Source organism: Parabacteroides sp. AF39-10AC, assembly GCF_003635405.1.
Lineage (GTDB): Bacteria > Bacteroidota > Bacteroidia > Bacteroidales > Tannerellaceae > Parabacteroides > Parabacteroides distasonis.
This window is the reverse complement of sequence record NZ_QTLP01000009.1, coordinates 1-17,145: the sequence shown is the minus strand read 5'-3', so window position 1 is coordinate 17,145 and position 17,145 is coordinate 1. Positions and strand designations below refer to the sequence as shown.

Annotated in this window: 14 protein-coding genes and 1 pseudogene; 13 read left to right on the top strand and 2 right to left on the bottom strand. The window is 38.8% G+C overall.

Translation table 11 applies throughout. The features are described 5' to 3' along the window. Nucleotide 1: 1 nt before the first annotated feature. Together DW033_RS09955 and DW033_RS09950 are read right to left on the bottom strand one after the other, a co-directional pair. Nucleotides 2–1,384, bottom strand: a complete 1,383-nt coding sequence (locus DW033_RS09955) for a S41 family peptidase (RefSeq protein WP_121960698.1) — start codon at nt 1,382–1,384, stop codon at nt 2–4. Between the two features lie 76 nt (nt 1,385–1,460). After that, the gene (locus tag DW033_RS09950) at nt 1,461–3,146 is read right to left on the bottom strand and encodes a Na/Pi cotransporter family protein (protein WP_009016699.1); all 1,686 of its coding nucleotides are present in this window, start codon (nt 3,144–3,146) and stop codon (nt 1,461–1,463) included. 83 nt (nt 3,147–3,229) lie between these two features. On the opposite strand from DW033_RS09950, the gene DW033_RS09945 reads away from it, so the two are divergent. The 13 genes and pseudogenes from DW033_RS09945 to DW033_RS09885 all read left to right on the top strand — a co-directional run. After that, nucleotides 3,230–4,897 (top strand): nucleoside kinase, encoded by a 1,668-nt coding sequence (locus DW033_RS09945; protein WP_122382714.1) that lies wholly within the window; start codon nt 3,230–3,232, stop codon nt 4,895–4,897. Nucleotides 4,898–5,030: 133 nt separating this feature from the next. Next, nucleotides 5,031–6,599, top strand: coding sequence for an ATP-binding protein (locus DW033_RS09940; RefSeq protein WP_005863484.1), 1,569 nt, complete (start codon nt 5,031–5,033; stop codon nt 6,597–6,599). A gap of 359 nt (nt 6,600–6,958) precedes the next feature. Continuing rightward, nucleotides 6,959–8,752 (top strand): tetratricopeptide repeat protein, encoded by a 1,794-nt coding sequence (locus DW033_RS09935; protein ID WP_122382713.1) that lies wholly within the window; start codon nt 6,959–6,961, stop codon nt 8,750–8,752. Between the two features lie 160 nt (nt 8,753–8,912). Beyond that, complete coding sequence (locus tag DW033_RS09930) at nt 8,913–9,275, top strand: DUF3244 domain-containing protein (RefSeq protein WP_121962968.1); 363 nt, start codon at nt 8,913–8,915, stop codon at nt 9,273–9,275. 5 nt (nt 9,276–9,280) lie between these two features. Beyond that, nucleotides 9,281–9,988, top strand: a complete 708-nt coding sequence (locus DW033_RS09925) for a glycosyltransferase family 32 protein (RefSeq protein ID WP_121962967.1) — start codon at nt 9,281–9,283, stop codon at nt 9,986–9,988. A gap of 8 nt (nt 9,989–9,996) precedes the next feature. Beyond that, nucleotides 9,997–10,473, top strand: coding sequence for a lanthionine synthetase LanC family protein (locus tag DW033_RS09920; protein ID WP_233554172.1), 477 nt, complete (start codon nt 9,997–9,999; stop codon nt 10,471–10,473). Beyond that, nucleotides 10,463–11,083 carry a lanthionine synthetase LanC family protein gene (locus DW033_RS09915; RefSeq protein ID WP_121962966.1) on the top strand — a complete coding sequence of 207 codons (621 nt, stop codon included), beginning with the start codon at nt 10,463–10,465 and terminating at the stop codon, nt 11,081–11,083. Before DW033_RS09920 ends, DW033_RS09915 begins: the two co-directional genes overlap by 11 nt. Further along, complete coding sequence (locus DW033_RS09910) at nt 11,080–12,306, top strand: glycosyltransferase (protein WP_122382711.1); 1,227 nt, start codon at nt 11,080–11,082, stop codon at nt 12,304–12,306. Before DW033_RS09915 ends, DW033_RS09910 begins: the two co-directional genes overlap by 4 nt. 11 nt (nt 12,307–12,317) lie before the next feature. Next, nucleotides 12,318–12,494 carry a TIGR04149 family rSAM-modified RiPP gene (locus DW033_RS09905; RefSeq protein ID WP_121962964.1) on the top strand — a complete coding sequence of 59 codons (177 nt, stop codon included), beginning with the start codon at nt 12,318–12,320 and terminating at the stop codon, nt 12,492–12,494. Nucleotides 12,495–12,657: 163 nt separating this feature from the next. Next, nucleotides 12,658–14,097 (top strand): radical SAM protein, encoded by a 1,440-nt coding sequence (locus DW033_RS09900; RefSeq protein WP_122382710.1) that lies wholly within the window; start codon nt 12,658–12,660, stop codon nt 14,095–14,097. 26 nt (nt 14,098–14,123) lie between these two features. Next, entirely contained in the window at nt 14,124–15,239 is a 1,116-nt protein-coding gene (locus tag DW033_RS09895) for a 6-bladed beta-propeller (protein WP_122382709.1), read from the top strand. Nucleotides 15,240–15,359: 120 nt separating this feature from the next. Further along, the gene (locus DW033_RS09890) at nt 15,360–16,562 is read left to right on the top strand and encodes a hypothetical protein (RefSeq protein ID WP_147331069.1); all 1,203 of its coding nucleotides are present in this window, start codon (nt 15,360–15,362) and stop codon (nt 16,560–16,562) included. A 177-nt stretch (nt 16,563–16,739) separates the two neighbouring features. Next, nucleotides 16,740–17,145, top strand: a pseudogene (locus DW033_RS09885) (cysteine peptidase family C39 domain-containing protein); the annotation flags it as partial.

Genomic DNA, 17,145 nt, shown 5'->3' with positions numbered 1-17,145 from the left:
TTTAGTCTTTTGGAATCAGTAATAAGTTATCCTTATAGGACAACGGGGGATTATATTGGATTTCCCGGTTGCCCCTCGGGGTAGCGGATCGTAAGAGTGGTGACTGGCCGGTTATCTCGTAAATAGCTTGTCCTAATAAAGGATCCTTCAAATCTCCGAATTCAGCTAGATCACTCTTGAATTCATCAATAGCTATATCGGGATGAAATCCGTCTTCATAATCAGCTTCCCGATCCTTATTATAAATATGGAAAGTGACGGGAGAAAGTATCCAGCCATATTTTTTAGATTCATTGTAGATCGTCATACCGACGGTCTTGCCAAAAGTCTGCTTACCGATAACCCGAACGTCTAGATAAGATCGTAGCGAGTTAATGATAAGTTCGGAGGCAGAAGCCGTAGTTGAACCTGTCAAAACAAATAGCCGTTGTAGGTTTAAGTTTCCCGCCATGACCTCGGTCGTTTTGAGTAAAGGCAAGGTCTCATTTTTATTGGAGTTTTTATCGTTATACTCCATGATACATAAAGGTTCTCCTAAAACGTTTTCACGGACTAATAGCGAAGCCAGTAATTGGGCGCAATTGACAAGCCCACCCCCATTATAGCGTAAGTCAAGTACGAACTCATTGACGTTGCGGCTTTTGAATTTTTCGAAGAGTTGTTGCAAATAAAGATTATAACTAGTGTCGCTATAATCGTATTCATCCGGTCCGGAGGCGAAATGGTTGTACATCAAATAGCCGATTCGCTTATTGCCATATGTGTATACGGAATCTTTTAGGAATGGGGTGTCTTCTACCGTTCGGGATGCGTTCAAGGTAACTCTTCGGGTGGAGACGAATCCCTTGGTGTTTCCTATTTCTTTTCCTAGTTGGAGGGATACGCTGCCTCCGCTTCTCAATACATCATAGTCTTGGATAGAACCCAAGGAGCCGTTTACGCCAAGTATCCAGTCTCCCCGTTTCAATCCGGCTTCTTCGGCGGGTGAATCCTTTAATACATAAAGGACAATGGCTATTTTATAGGTACTGCCTCCGTCTTTAAGGTTGGAAGTCGCGAAATCGAATCCATATGAGTTGTTCGCGTCGTAAATGCTCTTTGTTACGGTCGCTTTCTCTAATTGGGAAAAGTAATGATGACCTTCAGGAAGATCTTTCCCGTCTTTATCGGATAACAGGCCCTTGAAGAAGGCCTCCGGATCAAGACTAAAGTCCAAGGAACTTTTATCCGGGAACTCGGAATACCAAAGATAATTCTCTCGCATCGTTTGCTCGATCCATTGATTCACTTCATTGTCGGTTGCCGGAATGTCAATATCATCTTTCTCGCAAGCGGAGAATGCTAAAAGGCCAAGGATAACGATCGTATAATATTTATAATTCATAGTGGATATATATTAAAAACAGCCCTTCTCTCAATAACGGAAAAGGGCTGTTGATATTGTTAAGGACAAATATACGCTATATTTTCTTCTCGATAACCGCTTGAACAACATTTAATACATAATCGCCCAGCTTTTCACTTTCACTAACCATGTCCATGTAATAAACGCCATCTTGATATTGGTACAGCTTATTGTTGATATCTTCGATATTCCGGCTCTTCAACTGGTTACGATAGTTGTTGATCTCGTTCTCTATGTTATAAGAAGGATTGATATCATCATGTACGAGTTCCGGTTTATGCAAAATTAGGTTCATGCGATTTAACGCCCCGGATACCAGCTCGAACATATGATCCAAGTGCTTGTTTTGCTCCTCCGTGAATTCGGATTTGAACTCGTTTCTGCGTTTGATACTTCGGGCAAGGTTATTACAAGAATCCGCTATACTCTCGATTTCCGAGACGGCACGTAGCATGATACGGATTTCTTCCTTACTTTCAGAACTCAAACGGCCTTCCGATACTTCAGTCAAGTAATTCGCGATCTCGATCTCCATGCGGTCGCTGATATTCTCGTATTTCTCGATGCGGCTATAAGTCTTGAGGAAGGTCTCCTCATTCTTCTCGTAGAATAATTCTTTCACCATATTAAACATCCTAGCCGTACGCTCGGCGAATAATGAGATTTCTTTATGAGCTTGTAGGATGGAAAGCTCGGCGGTGGATAACATACCTCCCGTGATATAGCGAAGGCGGTATTCCTCGTCTTCCACCTTGGGCTTGATAAGCGTACATACGGTCTTTTCGATCAAGCTTACGAACCAGATCATAATGAAAGTATTACTGATATTGAATGCAGTGTGGAACGCTGCCAGTTTAAAGGATACCGCCACAGCCGGATCACTGACCTTCATTACATGGGTAACAAACCATGAGACGGCATTCGTGAAAGGGTAGAAGAGCACCAAAACCCACATGACACCGAAAACGTTGAAAACAAGGTGCGCTAACGCGGCTCGTCGTGCTTGTGTGTTTCCGGTTAATGCGGCTAAGTTGGCCGTAATCGTGGTTCCGATATTTTCGCCTAATACCAAAGCGACTCCCAAATGGTAATCGATCCAGCCGTTGGCGCACATAATCAATGTAATAGCCATCGTGGCGGCGGAGGCTTGTACGATCATGGTTAAGATCGCTCCGATAAATAAGAACAAGATGATGGAGAAAAATCCCATATCCGTATAATTCTGCACGAAAGCCAGCATTTCCGGATTCGCTCCGAGGTCTGGGGCGTTTGCCTTTAAACTTTGAAGACCCATGAACAGGAACGCGAAACCAAAAACAAATTCACCAATTGATTTACGAGAGCTTTTTCCTGAGAAGAAGAGTGGGAGAGCGAAAGCTAAAAGGGGAAGGGCGAATGCGGCGATATCGACCTTGAAACCGAGGGCGGAGATAAGCCATGCCGTTACCGTGGTTCCGATGTTAGCACCCATAATGACTCCGATGGATTGGGTCAATGTCAAGAGTCCGGCATTCACGAAACTCACGACCATAACCGTCGTAGCCGATGATGATTGGATAAGAGCCGTTATTAACACCCCGGTGAGCATACCGGTTACTCTGTTCGTGGTCATCGCGGTTAGTATTCGCCGTAAACTGTCACCCGCAAATTTTTGTAACCCTTCACTCATGATCTTCATTCCGTACAAGAACAGCGCCAAGGAGCCGATCAGCCGGAGAAAATCAAAAAAAGAATAGTCCATTTAAATTACGTTTAAGTGGATTGTATATCCGATTAATATTCCTAACTTTAGGGGGCGAATTTACAAATAATAACTGAGATAGTATGTCTGAGACAATAACAATTTACTGCAAAAATAATAATACCTACAAGGATGTACCCATTGGTTCTTCGTTGTTGGACATTTATACGGCGGTTGGCGCTCCGCTTCGGTACAGGCCGATGAACGCGCAAGTGAATAATAAGACGGAAAGCTTGAACTTCCGTTGCTGGCAACCGAAGGATATCGAATTTATCGACTATACTCAATTATCCGGATTGAGAACCTATGTCCGCTCGCTTTGCCATATATTTTCCAAGGCGGTGTATGATATTTGGCCGACGGCGACCTTAAATCTGGAACATCCGGTGTCGAAAGGTTACTATTGCGTGATCCATAACGGCAAGAACATCGATCTGGAGACGATCGAGAAGATCAAGAAACGTATGTGGGAGTTGATTGATGCGGATCTTCCTTTCCTCCATAAGAGTGTCCGTACGGTGGATGCCGCCGTATTGTTCAGGGAGCGGGGTATGAATGATAAGGCTCGCTTAATAGAGACGGCGGGATTGCCTTATACCTCTTATTATGAGTTGGAAGGTTATATCAACTTCTTTTATGGCTGTTTAACCCCTTCGACCGGCTATATCCAATTGTTTGACTTGGAACCGTATATGGATGGCGTTTTGCTCCGTATCCCGAAGCAGACCGATCCGATGGAATTGCAGCCTGTCATCAAGCAGGATAAGATGTTCGAGGCTTATAAGGAACACCTTACATTGCAGCGGACTGTCGGCTTAGATAATGTGGGGGATTTGAATTTAGCGATAGAGAAAGGCCGCTCTCAGGATATAATCCTTGTCTCTGAGGCGATGCAGGAAAAACAGGTTGCCAAGATCGCCGAAAAGATCGCCGATGGATATAAAGAGGGCATCCGTATCGTCTTGATCTCCGGCCCTTCTTCTTCGGGAAAGACTACGTTTTGCAAGCGTTTGCAAGTACAATTGACGACTAACCTGCTTCATCCGGTAGGAATTTCCTTGGATGATTATTTCTTGAATCGGGAAGATACACCGAAAGATGAGCATGGCGAGTATGATTTTGAATCTTTGTATGCGCTGGATTTACCTTATTTTAATAAGGATTTGAAGAAGTTGTTATCCGGGGAAGAGATCGAGCTGCCGACTTTTAATTTCGAGACCGGCCAACGGGTTTTCAAAGGGAAGAAGCTTAAACTTCGTGAGAACTCTATTTTGGTGATAGAAGGTATCCATGCCTTGAATCCGGAGCTGACGGAGTTTATCGACGATAAATATAAGTATCGGGTGTATGTCTCGGTCTTGACCTCTATCTCCTTGGATAACCACAACTGGATACCCACGACGGACAATCGCCTGCTGCGCCGTATCATCCGGGATTATCGCTTTAGGGGATATTCGGCGGAAGATACGATCAACCGTTGGCCGAGTGTTCGCCGGGGTGAGGACAAATGGATCTTTCCCTATCAGGAGAATGCGGACGCTATGTTTAACAGCGCCATGTTGTATGAGCTGGCCGCCTTGCGCAAATTCGCGGAACCGATCCTCGCACAAGTGCCGGAGAGTAGTAAGGCGAATGCGGAGGCGTATCGTTTGCTCCGTTTCCTCCGCTACTTTAATTACATCCCGACGGAGGAACTTCCCGGAACTTCCTTGCTCCGTGAATTCTTGGGGGGAGGAAGCTTCAAGTACTAGGTAGAATCATACTCTATAAAGCCTTTAAAAAAAGACGTACGTGTTTTTCCGAAAACATGTACGTCTTTTTTTGAAAACACGTACGTGTTTTTTTTGTATCTTTGTCCATGAGTCACATTAAACACAAGACGATATGAACCAGACTATTTACCCCATCGGCATACAGAACTTCGAGAAAATCCGCAAGGACGGCTATCTCTACATTGATAAGACCGCTTTGATCTATCAATTGGTGAAAACAGGAAGCTACTATTTCCTCAGCCGCCCGCGTCGATTCGGGAAGAGTCTGCTGCTATCCACGCTGGAGGCCTATTTCCAAGGGAAAAAGGAGCTGTTCGAGGGACTGGCCATGGAGAAGCTGGAGAAAGAGTGGACCAAGCATCCGATCTTGCATTTCGACTTGAATATCTCCCACTACGACGCCCCTGACAGCTTGTATAAGATATTAAATGATACCTTGTCCAGATATGAGGAGGAGTATGGGACACGGCCTACCGAGGAGACCCTGCCCCTCCGCTTCGCCGGAATCATCGACCGGGCCTACCGCAAAACCGGACAGCGGGCCGTGATCCTGATCGACGAGTACGACAAGCCCTTGCTACAGAACTTGCACGACGAGGAGACGCAAAACCGATTCCGGAACATGCTCAAACCCTTCTACGGTGTGTTGAAGACCATGGACAGGGCCATACGCTTCGCCCTGCTGACCGGCGTGACCAAGTTCGGGAAGGTAAGCGTCTTCAGCGACCTCAACAATTTGGACGATATATCCATGCGGGAGCCTTACGCCGCCATTTGCGGCATCACGGAAACGGAGCTGCGTACGCATTTCGATGAGGACATCCATACGTTGGCCTCTGCCCTTGAGCGGACATACGAGGAGGCCCGATCCTTGCTACGGAAACGGTACGACGGCTATCATTTCGTGGCCGGGGGACCGGGCATTTATAACCCTTTCAGCCTGCTGAATACCTTCAAGTATATGCGGCTCAGCGATTATTGGTTCGAGACGGGCACGCCCACTTACTTGATGGAGTTGCTGAAACGAACGAACTACGACCTGTACGACATGGCCAACACCGAGACCGACGCCGATGTGTTGAACAGCATCGACTCCGCTTCGAACAATCCCATCCCCGTCATCTACCAAAGCGGATACCTCACGATCAAGGATTACGAGCCGGAATTCAAGATCTATCGCTTAGGTTTCCCGAACCAAGAGGTAGAGGAGGGTTTCATGAAATACTTACTGCCGTTCTATACGAACATTCAAGCCTCGAAGTCTCCTTTCGAGATAGGCCGCTTTGTGAGAGAGGTACGGGCAGGAGACTACGATGCCTTCTTCCACCGCCTACAAAGCTTCTTCGCCGATACCTCTTACGAGGCGATTATTGGCCGGAACCCGGAACGGGACACGGAGCTGCATTACCGCAACGTGCTCTTCATCGTCTTCAAGCTGGTCGGACTGTACACGCAAGTGGAATACCACACCTCGAACGGACGCATCGACCTCGTCCTACAAACCGACCGCTACGTCTATATCATGGAGTTCAAGCTGAACGGAACCGCAGAGGAGGCTCTGCGGCAGATCGAGGAGAAAGGTTATGCCCTACCCTTCGCCGCTGATAAACGGCAAGTGATCAAGATCGGCGCGAACTTCTCCTCAGAGACCCGGAATATAGAACGATGGCTGGTAGGATAAAAAAGCCTGTTTTATCCATATATACTTACTTTGCGGATGAAGTATATATCCTATGCCCGGAGAAGATATACTTCATCGGCAAAGTAAGTATATCTTCTCTGGGAAAAGGCTTCTCAAGTGAATAACTGATCACTTCCCAAGCCGTTAACTGACGGCTACCCCTACTCGTTAGTTATTCACTTGACAAGCCGTTAGTTATTCACTTGTCAAGCCATAAGCGGATGACTTGCTTCTAGCGTAACCATCTGTTATTCAAGATATTTGTAATGGAAATAAAAATAGATCCAAAAAGTCGGGATTTCCAGCCAAGATATTCTCGTCTTTTTGTATTATTTTTACCCTCAACAAATAACACACAAATGAAGAAAAACATTGTTTTCCTGTTAATTCTAATACCTATTATATGGATCTCTTGCGATGGAATGGGCCATCAAACCATAGACTTCCGAAAAATAGAGAACCTTATGCCCCAACATCCGGATAGCGCCTTAATGCTCCTTGAACAAATAGAGAACAAAGAAAACCTATCCCGAAAAGATAAGGCACATTATTATTTGCTGCTGACGGAAGCGGAAGACAAGACTTTTGTGGAGCATGAAACCGACTCACTGATCACGATCGCAACGGATTATTATGAGGAAACAGACGATCTGGAACGAAAAGCGAAAGCTTGGTTCTATAAGGGGCGGATCAACCAAGACTTAAATCAGCCCCTAAAGGCACAGGAATATTATCTCAAGGCATTGAGAGAAGAGGAACAGATTAAGGACTATGCGTTACTCGGCAGAATCAATAATAATATAGGTATGCTCTATACCTACCAAACAGTTTACGACAAAGCGTTACCCTTTCAGAAAAAGGCCGTTGAGGATTTCCGTACGCTAAAAGACTCAATGGGGCAAGTATTTGCGTTACGGGACTTAGGCCGAACCTTCTTGATGCTGGGATATCAAGACAGTGCGATCATCTGTAACCAAAAAGCGATCGCCTTAATGGGAAAGAACATCCTCCCTTCCGTTTATACGGAATTGGCCGGCCTTTATATAGAAGAACAACGCTTGGAAGAAGCACATGGATTATTACAGACATCTTTACAAAATATAGTGAAACCACAAGCCAAATATCCCGTATACCTGGTGCTTGGTGAACTTTATAAAAAAAACTGTCAAATTGACTCAGCTCGTTTCTACCTACAAGCATGCGCAGATTCCGCACCTTTGCCTAAGACACGTGCCGGAGGACTTTTCCAGTTAAAAGAAATCGCCTTCGTTCAAAAGCAATGGGAGCTAGCCGCATCATTATCCAATAGATACGAGCCGCTACGGGATTCCATAGAAAAGGAAAAGCGGGCCGAATCCATACGAAATACACAAGCACTTTATTCTTATAACGAAATCGAACGGGAATTATGGGAAGCACGGCTCTACGCCTCCCAACAGAAGTTCTTTTATATTTTATCCATAATAGGCTGCCTTGCTCTGCTAGTAGGAGGCATTTTCACGTTCATCCGTTATAGGCAGGAGCGAAAAAACGCATTGCGACAATTAAAAGACAATGAGAAACAAATCCTTAAAAAAGAGCAAGAGATAAAAGATTTATCCTCTGTCAGAAATAGTTTGCAACGTGATATACAGGAACATAAAATAAAAGAGCAGCAACTAACTCAAAAAAATGAAAAACAACTAAAAGAGACAAGTGAACAGCTAGAGCTAAAGTGCAAACAACTGGAGAAATTGTCCCATATCAAAGAAAGTCTGGAGCAAGACATGTCCATCCTCAAAACAGAGAATTCCAATTTAAGAAACCAAGAGGAAACAAGGAAGGAGAAATTAGCGCAATTACAGATAGGACGATTGTATGAACGGTTTCGCTCCCCCATATCTTGGACTCCAACAAACGACGATTGGAACAAGCTTTTCGTTGCGGTAGAAGCATGTTTCCCTAACTTCGCGATAGGTTTACAAAAGTCTGCACCCTTAAACGAGTCCGAGAAAAAGATCTGCTACCTAATCAAAATAGGAGTAAAGCCTGGGGCGATCGCAATCCTGCTCAATCTGGAAAATGCCTCCGTGTATCGAAAAAGATTATACAAAAAGTTAACCGGCCAAGAAGGAAATGCCAAAAGTTTAGATAAACATATATCTGAATTATAGAACTATACATATAATTAGTCATGAAAATGAACAAATATTGAACAAACCTTCTTACATTGATCAAGCTCTGTTCAATATTTGTTCATTTTCCTATTGCTTTTTCACAGATCTTTACCTACACAAAATCAAAGTTTCAATACTAATAAATAAAAATAGCGTTATGAAAACACCTTTGTTAGCCTTATGTATCCTTTTAGGATCATTTCTCTCCGTTACATTTGCTTATGGAGATGATATCCCCACCCAAGGGAGGTGGGATGATGAACGTTATCGCTCCATTACGGCGTTACCTCCTACATTATTTATAGAAGGGAATGTATTAAACGTAGAATTTACGGAAGCATTGAATGATCTAACGATCCGCATCATGGATCATGCAGGTAATATAATGTATGAGAATATACTTTCCAGAGAAACAGGAGATATTATCAACATTCCATTGGACGGGATAGAAACAGGCGCATACCAAGTAGTCTTGACCCATAAGCTAGGATGGCTAGTAGGGGAATTCGAGATTAAATAAAGCATATGGCAATCCCTAAAATCATACATCAAGTCTGGGAGGGGCGTACAGAACCATGTATGCCCACCCGCTTACAAATCTTGGCAAGAACTTGGCGAGAGCAGAATCCAGATTGGGAATATCACCTTTGGAACGGAGAGGAAATGGATGAGTTGGTAGAAAAACATTTTCCGGAGTATCTTTCCTTGTATAGAAGTTTTCCATACAATGTACAACGTTGGGACACGATTCGCTATATGATATTATATGTATATGGGGGAGTCTATACGGATTTGGATACGGAATGTTTCAAGCCAATCGAACCATTATTAAAAGACGTGATGATAGGATTTGGCGAGGAGCCTCCACAACATAATTTCTACCCGGGTATATCCACTCTAATAGGAAACGCATTTATGGTTTCTGAGCCAGGATGCAGAGGATGGATAGAGATATTAAAAGAAATTACTGATGCGATGCAACGGGACTATCCGGTACAAAAAGTGATGCATACAACAGGCCCATTGATGATATCACGGGTGTTTAATATCTTGAAGAAAAGATACGAGGTTACTCTTTTCCCTTATTCAAAAGTAACGCCTGTGACGAAAAATGATATGGGAGCATATATCTATCAAGGAAAAACCTCCTCTTTCCATGAAAAAATAAAGGAAGCATATTGTTCTCATTACTTTTTTGGCAGTTGGGATACGAATTTCTCATTTTACAATTAATGAATGATATGAAAGAGTTATTCATTCAATACAAGGACATCCTAAAGGATCTTCTCCGTTATGGCGTACTAAAAACAGAAACCCTAGAAAGCCCTGGATTATATAATGGCAGGTTAGGCATGGCTATTATATTTTATGAATACAGCCGTTATAGTAGGGACGCTTTATATGAACAATTTGCGGATGAGATATTAGAGTCTGTAATGGAGCTGCCGGATAATTTATCTCTTGACTTGGCTGATGGATTATGTGGCATTGGATGGGGAATTACCTATCTACACCGAAGAGAGTTTATTGTAGGAACTCTAGAAGACATGCTGGCAGAGATTGATTCTAAAATATTACTTAATAATGTATTTGATGCAGATTGTGAAATTTATTTAGGAGCAAGAGGCATTTATCCTATTTCAGTGAGGAGCAAAAATAGGTATGGCGAGAATGATATTTTGAAATTGATTTGGAAAACAGGTTTAAATGAGTTTTGAGCAGAATATATTATTAAATCGTATAGTAAATCATTTAATACTTCATTCTTGTAGTTTAGATGATGTAGGCTTGTTTCATGGGAAAACGGGTGTCGTTTTATTCTTTGCTCATTATGCAAGGTATACGGGTATAGAAATGTATGATGATTTTGCGGAAAAACTATTAGAAGATATTGCTAACAACATTTCTAAGGCATTGCCAATTAACATGGAATTTGGTTTGTGCGGTATAGGCTGGGGAATTAATTATTTGATTCAAAATGGATTTATGAAAGGGGATCCAAATGAGATACTTGCAGATATTGATGAAAAAATAATGGAGAGAGACTTGAGACGAGTGAAGGATTTGAGTCTAGAAACAGGTTTGATGGGCATATATTATTATATCCAGTCTAGGATGGAATTTTCGGTATGTAATGGAAAAGATGTACCTTTTGATCATAGTTATCTATCTGAATGGAGAGATGTTGCAGGAAAAATGAATGTTTGTGATTCGTTAAATATTTTATCTCTAATTTCAGAAAAAATAGAGCCGAAAGATTTTTCTACTTGGGATTTAGGTTTAGTGAATGGATGTGCAGGTTATGGACTTAAAACAATGATGCGATGATACATGTTTATATATTTGACAGAGAGTGTGTTGCATCTAATTATGGAATAGGTGTATATATAGCCCAAATTGCACGTTCTTTTAATCAGACAAAAAATGTGACTGTAAATATTATAAAATTGTATTCAGAAGAGGCAGAGTATAAGATGACCTATACGGGTCTTTTTTATTTGCATGAAATACCTAGAATTGACCAAAATGCTGATGTATATGAAAAACTATGTTGGTATTTATTGAAGGCAAATGTGTCTTTCGGGCAAAAAAATGTTATATGCCATTTTAACTATGTAGATGATTTATGTTTAGCGCAATTGATAAAGAATGAATATCCAAATATTCAGATTGTTTTAACTGTTCATTATCAACAATGGTGCTTTGCACTGGATGGAAATTTGGATTATTTTATTGAAAATATATTAAAAAAGAATCCGGAAGATTTACCCGTAATAGATAGGAATATATATAAATCGTTTTTGAGAGAAAAACTATTTTATGATTGTGCAGATTGCGTAATATGTTTGTCTGAATTTACGAAGAATGTAATAGAAAAATATTATCATGTAAATGAAGATAAGATAGTCGTTCTGAAAAATTTTGTAAGTGATGAATATATTCGATTGTCTGGTGCAAGAAGAATATTGTTGAGGAATAAGTATATGTTTGGAAGTGAAGAGAAGTTAATTTTATTTGTTGGAAGACTTAATAGGATAAAGGGGATAAATTTCTTGATAGAATCATTTAAAAAAATATTAGAAGAAATTGCAAATTGTCGTTTACTTATTGTGGGTGATGGAGATTTTCAGACCTGCCTAAAGTTAGGGGATAAAGTTTGGAGTAAAATGATTTTCTTTGGATATTTAGAACGTGATGAATTGTTTGACATCTATCAAATATCTGATATTGGAGTATTGCCATCAATGCATGAACAATGTTCTTATACAGCAATTGAAATGATGATGTTTGGATTGCCCTTCATTACAACAGACACTACAGGGCTAAATGAAATGGCCGTTTCTAATGAATTGAAGGTAAAATTACACTATTCAAATAGAAATGCATATGTATCATCTGATAGTTTGGCATCTAAAATAATCCATCTTTTGAATAGTGAAAATGAAGGAATACTGTTTGATAAAAGTAGGAATTCATACCTCAAATATTATGCCGAAAATAATTCCATTAAAATGGAATTGCTCTATAAATCTTTATTTATTAACAATTAATTATCTATCAAATGAAACAGTTAGGACGTTTAAAGTTAACGCAAGTGAACTCTAAGAAGTTGCAAAAAAAGGATTTGGGTTCATTGAAAGGTGGAGCCTTCTGTACCAGCTACAATTGTTCTTGTAGTGGAACTACTTTTACAAGTGGTTTGAGTGATGCTGTATTAGAGGATGATTCTCATCGCTAAGCATTAACGGAGGTGTCAAAAGTCAATTTCTACAAGCTTCATTTGTTGCTTTTTGCAAAATAGAAGTATGTCAAATTGGTTGAAAAAGTAAGCTCGATTTGGCTTTTTGATATTATATGGTAGAATGAGGTTTTTTTGCACCTCCATTTAAAAAGTGGTTGACATGAAAGCATATCAATTTAAAAGTATTATATTTAAAACAGGGAATGCAAATTACTATGTTTTTTCCCAATCATTGGGTTGTGTCCTGTATTTGCATCCGATAATTCTTTATTGCCTGTGTAAAAGTGGTCAGTATATGACTGTTGATAAATGCGATATATGTGATAACTCAATTGATATTTCCATGTATTCAAAGAAGGAAATAGAGTATTATATCCGAAAGTTGGAATTGTATATTGAATTGGGAATATTTTCATGTATTGAGAAAGAAAATGTATTCCTAAATGAGATAAAAGAAAAAGATGTTGTTGACGCTGTTGTAAATACAGAACAGTTAGCAATAGAACTGGTTCAAAATTGCAATTTGAGCTGCGTATATTGTATTTATGGTAAACTATATAAAAATCCATTTAAATATGGTAGCGTTGATGTGAACGTTATTAAAAAAGTTTTAGACTATTTGTGTATTATGTGGCACCAATCAAATATAAGTAAACACGAAATTAGAATAAACTATTATGGGGGTGAGCCTCTCCTTAAATTTAAAGAAATAGAAAATATTACAAGCTATTTGAAATCTAAAAAAATAGATAATGTAAAATTTACGTTTGGATTAACCACGAATGCTACATTGTTGAAGGAAGAAATAGTAAAGTATTTTGTTGATAATGATTTTGTAATAGCAATAAGTATCGATGGGGATGAACAATCTAATAGCTATAGAATATATAAAAATGAAACAAAAACATATAATGATATATATAGAAATATTGAGCTTGTAAAGAATAATTATCCTGAATATTTTAAAAAAAATGTTCATTTCATATCTGTTTTGCATGATAAAAATTGCGACTTTGATATTAGAAATTATTTTTTATCAGAATTTGGAGTAAATAGAGTAAATATTGGAGCTTTAAATCGTATTGACTTAAATGAAGATAGAATCAATGATTTTGAACGAATGTTTCGCCCTGTAAAAGGTCAATATGATATTGTGTTAAATAAAACAGTATACAAATTATATAAAGAAGTTTTAAAATTTAATAACAATTACCCTTTTCCGGAAAAGAATGAAACGAAATTAAGGAGAAGAAATTATACAGGAACATGTGTTCCATTAAAAAAGAAATTGTTCATTACGGCTGATTATTTATTAATGCCGTGCGAGAAAATTAGTTTTGATGTTAATTTTGGTTTCATTTTTAAAAATGGTAAAGTTAATAATATTGACTTTAAAAAAATATCAGATTTTCATAATAGAAATTTAAGATTTATCATGGATGAATGTAAAAAATGCTATTACTCTGAAATGTGTACTTATTGCATCTATACATTAAATAAAGATAAAAAAGGCGATTATCATTGTGATAAATATATGGATAAAAAAAAGTTTTCTTCTTTTTTATCAATGTTGTTAACTAATATAGAAAACAATCAATAATAATATTAATATTAATTATAAATAGTATGAGAATAATATTAAGTGTTATCTTCGTTTTAATTGCAGCTTTATCAAATGCTCAGCAAAAAATTGATCTTTATGGGAATAAAACGAATTGCCAAAAGGTAAATCTCAGCAAAGTGGCTAAAGAAGTAACATATATTTCTTTAGAAACGACTCCAGAGTCTTTATTAAGTGAAGAATTGCAAATCTATTATGGAAAGGATGTTATCATTGTGGGAGATTTGCAGACCGGCTCTTTTTTTCGGTTTGATAAGTCTGGAAAGTTTTTGAATAAAATAGGTAATAAAGGAGATGGGCCGGAAGAATATCCTTCTGCTATCTCTTTTTATGCGGACTTATCAAATAATGTGTATTTGATAAGTCCGCAAACCAAATCGCTGTATCAATATACATGCGAGGGAAAATTTCAACGGAAAATCACTTTCGAGGAATCACCTTGGATGATTCAGAAAGTAGGAGCAGATTTCCTCTTTTACAACAATCGCTTTAATCGGATCGAAAACAAGAGCGACGTGAAAGAGCTTTTCCTTGCGGATAAAGACGGGAAGATCGTTCAGTCTTTGCCAACTACGATTACCGATAATCAAATGGATATGATGTTGTTTGAATTGCCTTTCTTTTATCGCTATAAAGGAAAATCTTATTATAAAAATCCTCTGTTGGATCAAGTTTATCAAGTACGGACCCCTCTTCAGCTGGAAGCAGCATATACGATTTACACAGGCCCGATGGTACGTAGCAAAAACGACCTCAAGAATCCTCAAAATTTGGCGCAGCAGATTTCTGTACGAAACATCGTGGAGAGTGATCGCATTTTGCTAATCACCTATGCGTATCAAAACATCTTTCATAATCTGATGGTAAATAAATCTGATGGGGTTTGCTTCAACCTGCGAAATGAATTACCCGGTGCATTCGTGGAAGATCTGGCACAAGGTCCTGATTTCGTCCCTTATTGGATGGCATCCTCAAACCAAGATGTATTAATTTCTCTATTGACAGAAGATAATCTGGAGAAACAATCGGGGCGATTCAAAAATATCTCTTCGAGTCAAAATGAGTTGGCAAACAGAAAATCCGGTGATAATCCTATTCTGGTTGTTGCGAAGCTTAAATAAATCATTAACTACCATATAAAGATCATTCTATAGTAAAATAATAATTGTATTATAGGAATTTATATATTAAATTCCTATATGAAATATGGTTTTATTGGGGTCTTTAAAATTCTTGTTTGTATGTCAAAAAAGCAATATTTATATATAGAGCCATTCGTATATCTCTCTTTGACAAATGATTCATTATTGCTATTTAATACTCTGACAAATAAAAGTGAAGTATTTGAAGAGTTAAGCATTGTGAATTTTTTCGCAAAAGCAATATCAAACAATCTATATATTAATGATATAGAATGGGATATATATCAAAATAGAAAGGATTGGATCGATTTTATTTCTTGGTTAAGGAATAGCTTTAGCGGTGATTTGTTGAGCATAGAAGGGACTCCTCCAATTATATCCAAACCGAATTTGGATGAGTTTAATATTGAATATATAGAGCTTAGCAAGATTATTAATTTGGAAATTTATCTCGCTTCAGACTGTAAACATCATTGTTGTGGTTGTGGTAAATATAATTATCAATTTTTATTTTGCAAGAAAAATTCATTCCTGAAATGTGTAGATAAAAAGTCGATATTTGTTTATATTGAAAAGATTTCTATTGATAGGATTTCTTCAATCTCATTAGTGGGAGGAAATATATGGGAGTATGTTACAGATTTGGATTTTATTAATAAACTTGCATTGTTAGATTGTGAAATTACTTTTTATGTAAATATTCGCAATTTAATTGGAATGGATTTGTCTTTAATGCATATATCAACATGTAAACTAAATATTCTTATAGATGAAAGTTTGGATTTTGATATTGTAAAAAGCTTTGATTTAGAAATAAAAAAAACAGGGATAGATTATACATATAGCATAGTAGTGAAAGAATTATCAAATATTATAGAGAATGAATTGTTCAATAAATCCATCTTTTTACCTTTTTATGATGGCAATGATTTATTTTTTCATGATTATGTGTTTTTAAATAAAAGTAATATTCTAAATTCTGATTTATCAATGCGAGAGATATATAATAAGACACATGTAAATACATGCTTTATGGGAAAGTTAATAATTGATTATGATGGATCTTTATATACATCTTTTAATCGAAAAAAGATTGGCAATATTAATCAAGATGATATGCATCTTATTTTTAATAAACTTTTTGACAAAAAAGCTTTATGGAGACTTTCAAGAAAGGATGTCCCTATTTGTAAAGATTGTTTATATAAATACATTTGCCCCTCTATATCTAATTATGAATTAGTAATGAATCGATTCGATTTGTGTAATGTCCATTCTTGCAATAAAAAATCCGTTCAATAGAAGTTTTTTCTCTGGGATATGACTTGGTAACGCTGCAAGGACAACGCTGAGCCTGTTGGTACACGGAAGATAAGCAAGAAGATCTATTGTTCAAGGATATGGAAATCATGGACTTGTTTGATATATCCGTCTGATTAGCTACTTTTAAGGAGTGTATAAAGAAAATCGTGAATTTGGATGTTTAAACCCTTCCCCACATATCGCCAACTGGACTCCATGGACTGCGGCCCCACCTGTCTTCGGATGATCGCCAAGTTCTATGGTCGTGTGTACTCGATCCAGAACTTACGGGAGAAAGCCTTCATCACACGGGAAGGGGTCTCCATGCTCGGTAGCAGCGAGGGGGCGGAGGCGATCGGGTTCCGAACGCGGGGCGTGCGGATCACGGTGGAGGAATTGGAAAAGGAATGTCCCCTACCCTGCATACTGCACTGGAACCAATGGCATTTCGTGGTTTGCTATAAGATAAGGAAAGGGAAGTTCTACATAGTGGACCCGGTGGCGGGACTTATCACCTATACGAGGGAGGATTCAAGCGGTGCTGGGTCAGTACCAAGGTGGACGGGCAGGATACCGGGACGGC

Coding starts and splice junctions, on each gene's coding strand:
- DW033_RS09915 (WP_121962966.1), top strand. CDS start 10,463: ATGAGTTTTGAGCAGAATATATTATTAAATCGTATAGTAAATCATTTA.
- DW033_RS09920 (WP_233554172.1), top strand. CDS start 9,997: ATGAAAGAGTTATTCATTCAATACAAGGACATCCTAAAGGATCTTCTC.
- DW033_RS09940 (WP_005863484.1), top strand. CDS start 5,031: ATGAACCAGACTATTTACCCCATCGGCATACAGAACTTCGAGAAAATC.
- DW033_RS09905 (WP_121962964.1), top strand. CDS start 12,318: ATGAAACAGTTAGGACGTTTAAAGTTAACGCAAGTGAACTCTAAGAAG.
- DW033_RS09925 (WP_121962967.1), top strand. CDS start 9,281: ATGGCAATCCCTAAAATCATACATCAAGTCTGGGAGGGGCGTACAGAA.
- DW033_RS09945 (WP_122382714.1), top strand. CDS start 3,230: ATGTCTGAGACAATAACAATTTACTGCAAAAATAATAATACCTACAAG.
- DW033_RS09955 (WP_121960698.1), bottom strand. CDS start 1,384: ATGAATTATAAATATTATACGATCGTTATCCTTGGCCTTTTAGCATTC.
- DW033_RS09950 (WP_009016699.1), bottom strand. CDS start 3,146: ATGGACTATTCTTTTTTTGATTTTCTCCGGCTGATCGGCTCCTTGGCG.
- DW033_RS09900 (WP_122382710.1), top strand. CDS start 12,658: ATGAAAGCATATCAATTTAAAAGTATTATATTTAAAACAGGGAATGCA.
- DW033_RS09895 (WP_122382709.1), top strand. CDS start 14,124: ATGAGAATAATATTAAGTGTTATCTTCGTTTTAATTGCAGCTTTATCA.
- DW033_RS09910 (WP_122382711.1), top strand. CDS start 11,080: ATGATACATGTTTATATATTTGACAGAGAGTGTGTTGCATCTAATTAT.
- DW033_RS09930 (WP_121962968.1), top strand. CDS start 8,913: ATGAAAACACCTTTGTTAGCCTTATGTATCCTTTTAGGATCATTTCTC.
- DW033_RS09935 (WP_122382713.1), top strand. CDS start 6,959: ATGAAGAAAAACATTGTTTTCCTGTTAATTCTAATACCTATTATATGG.
- DW033_RS09890 (WP_147331069.1), top strand. CDS start 15,360: ATGTCAAAAAAGCAATATTTATATATAGAGCCATTCGTATATCTCTCT.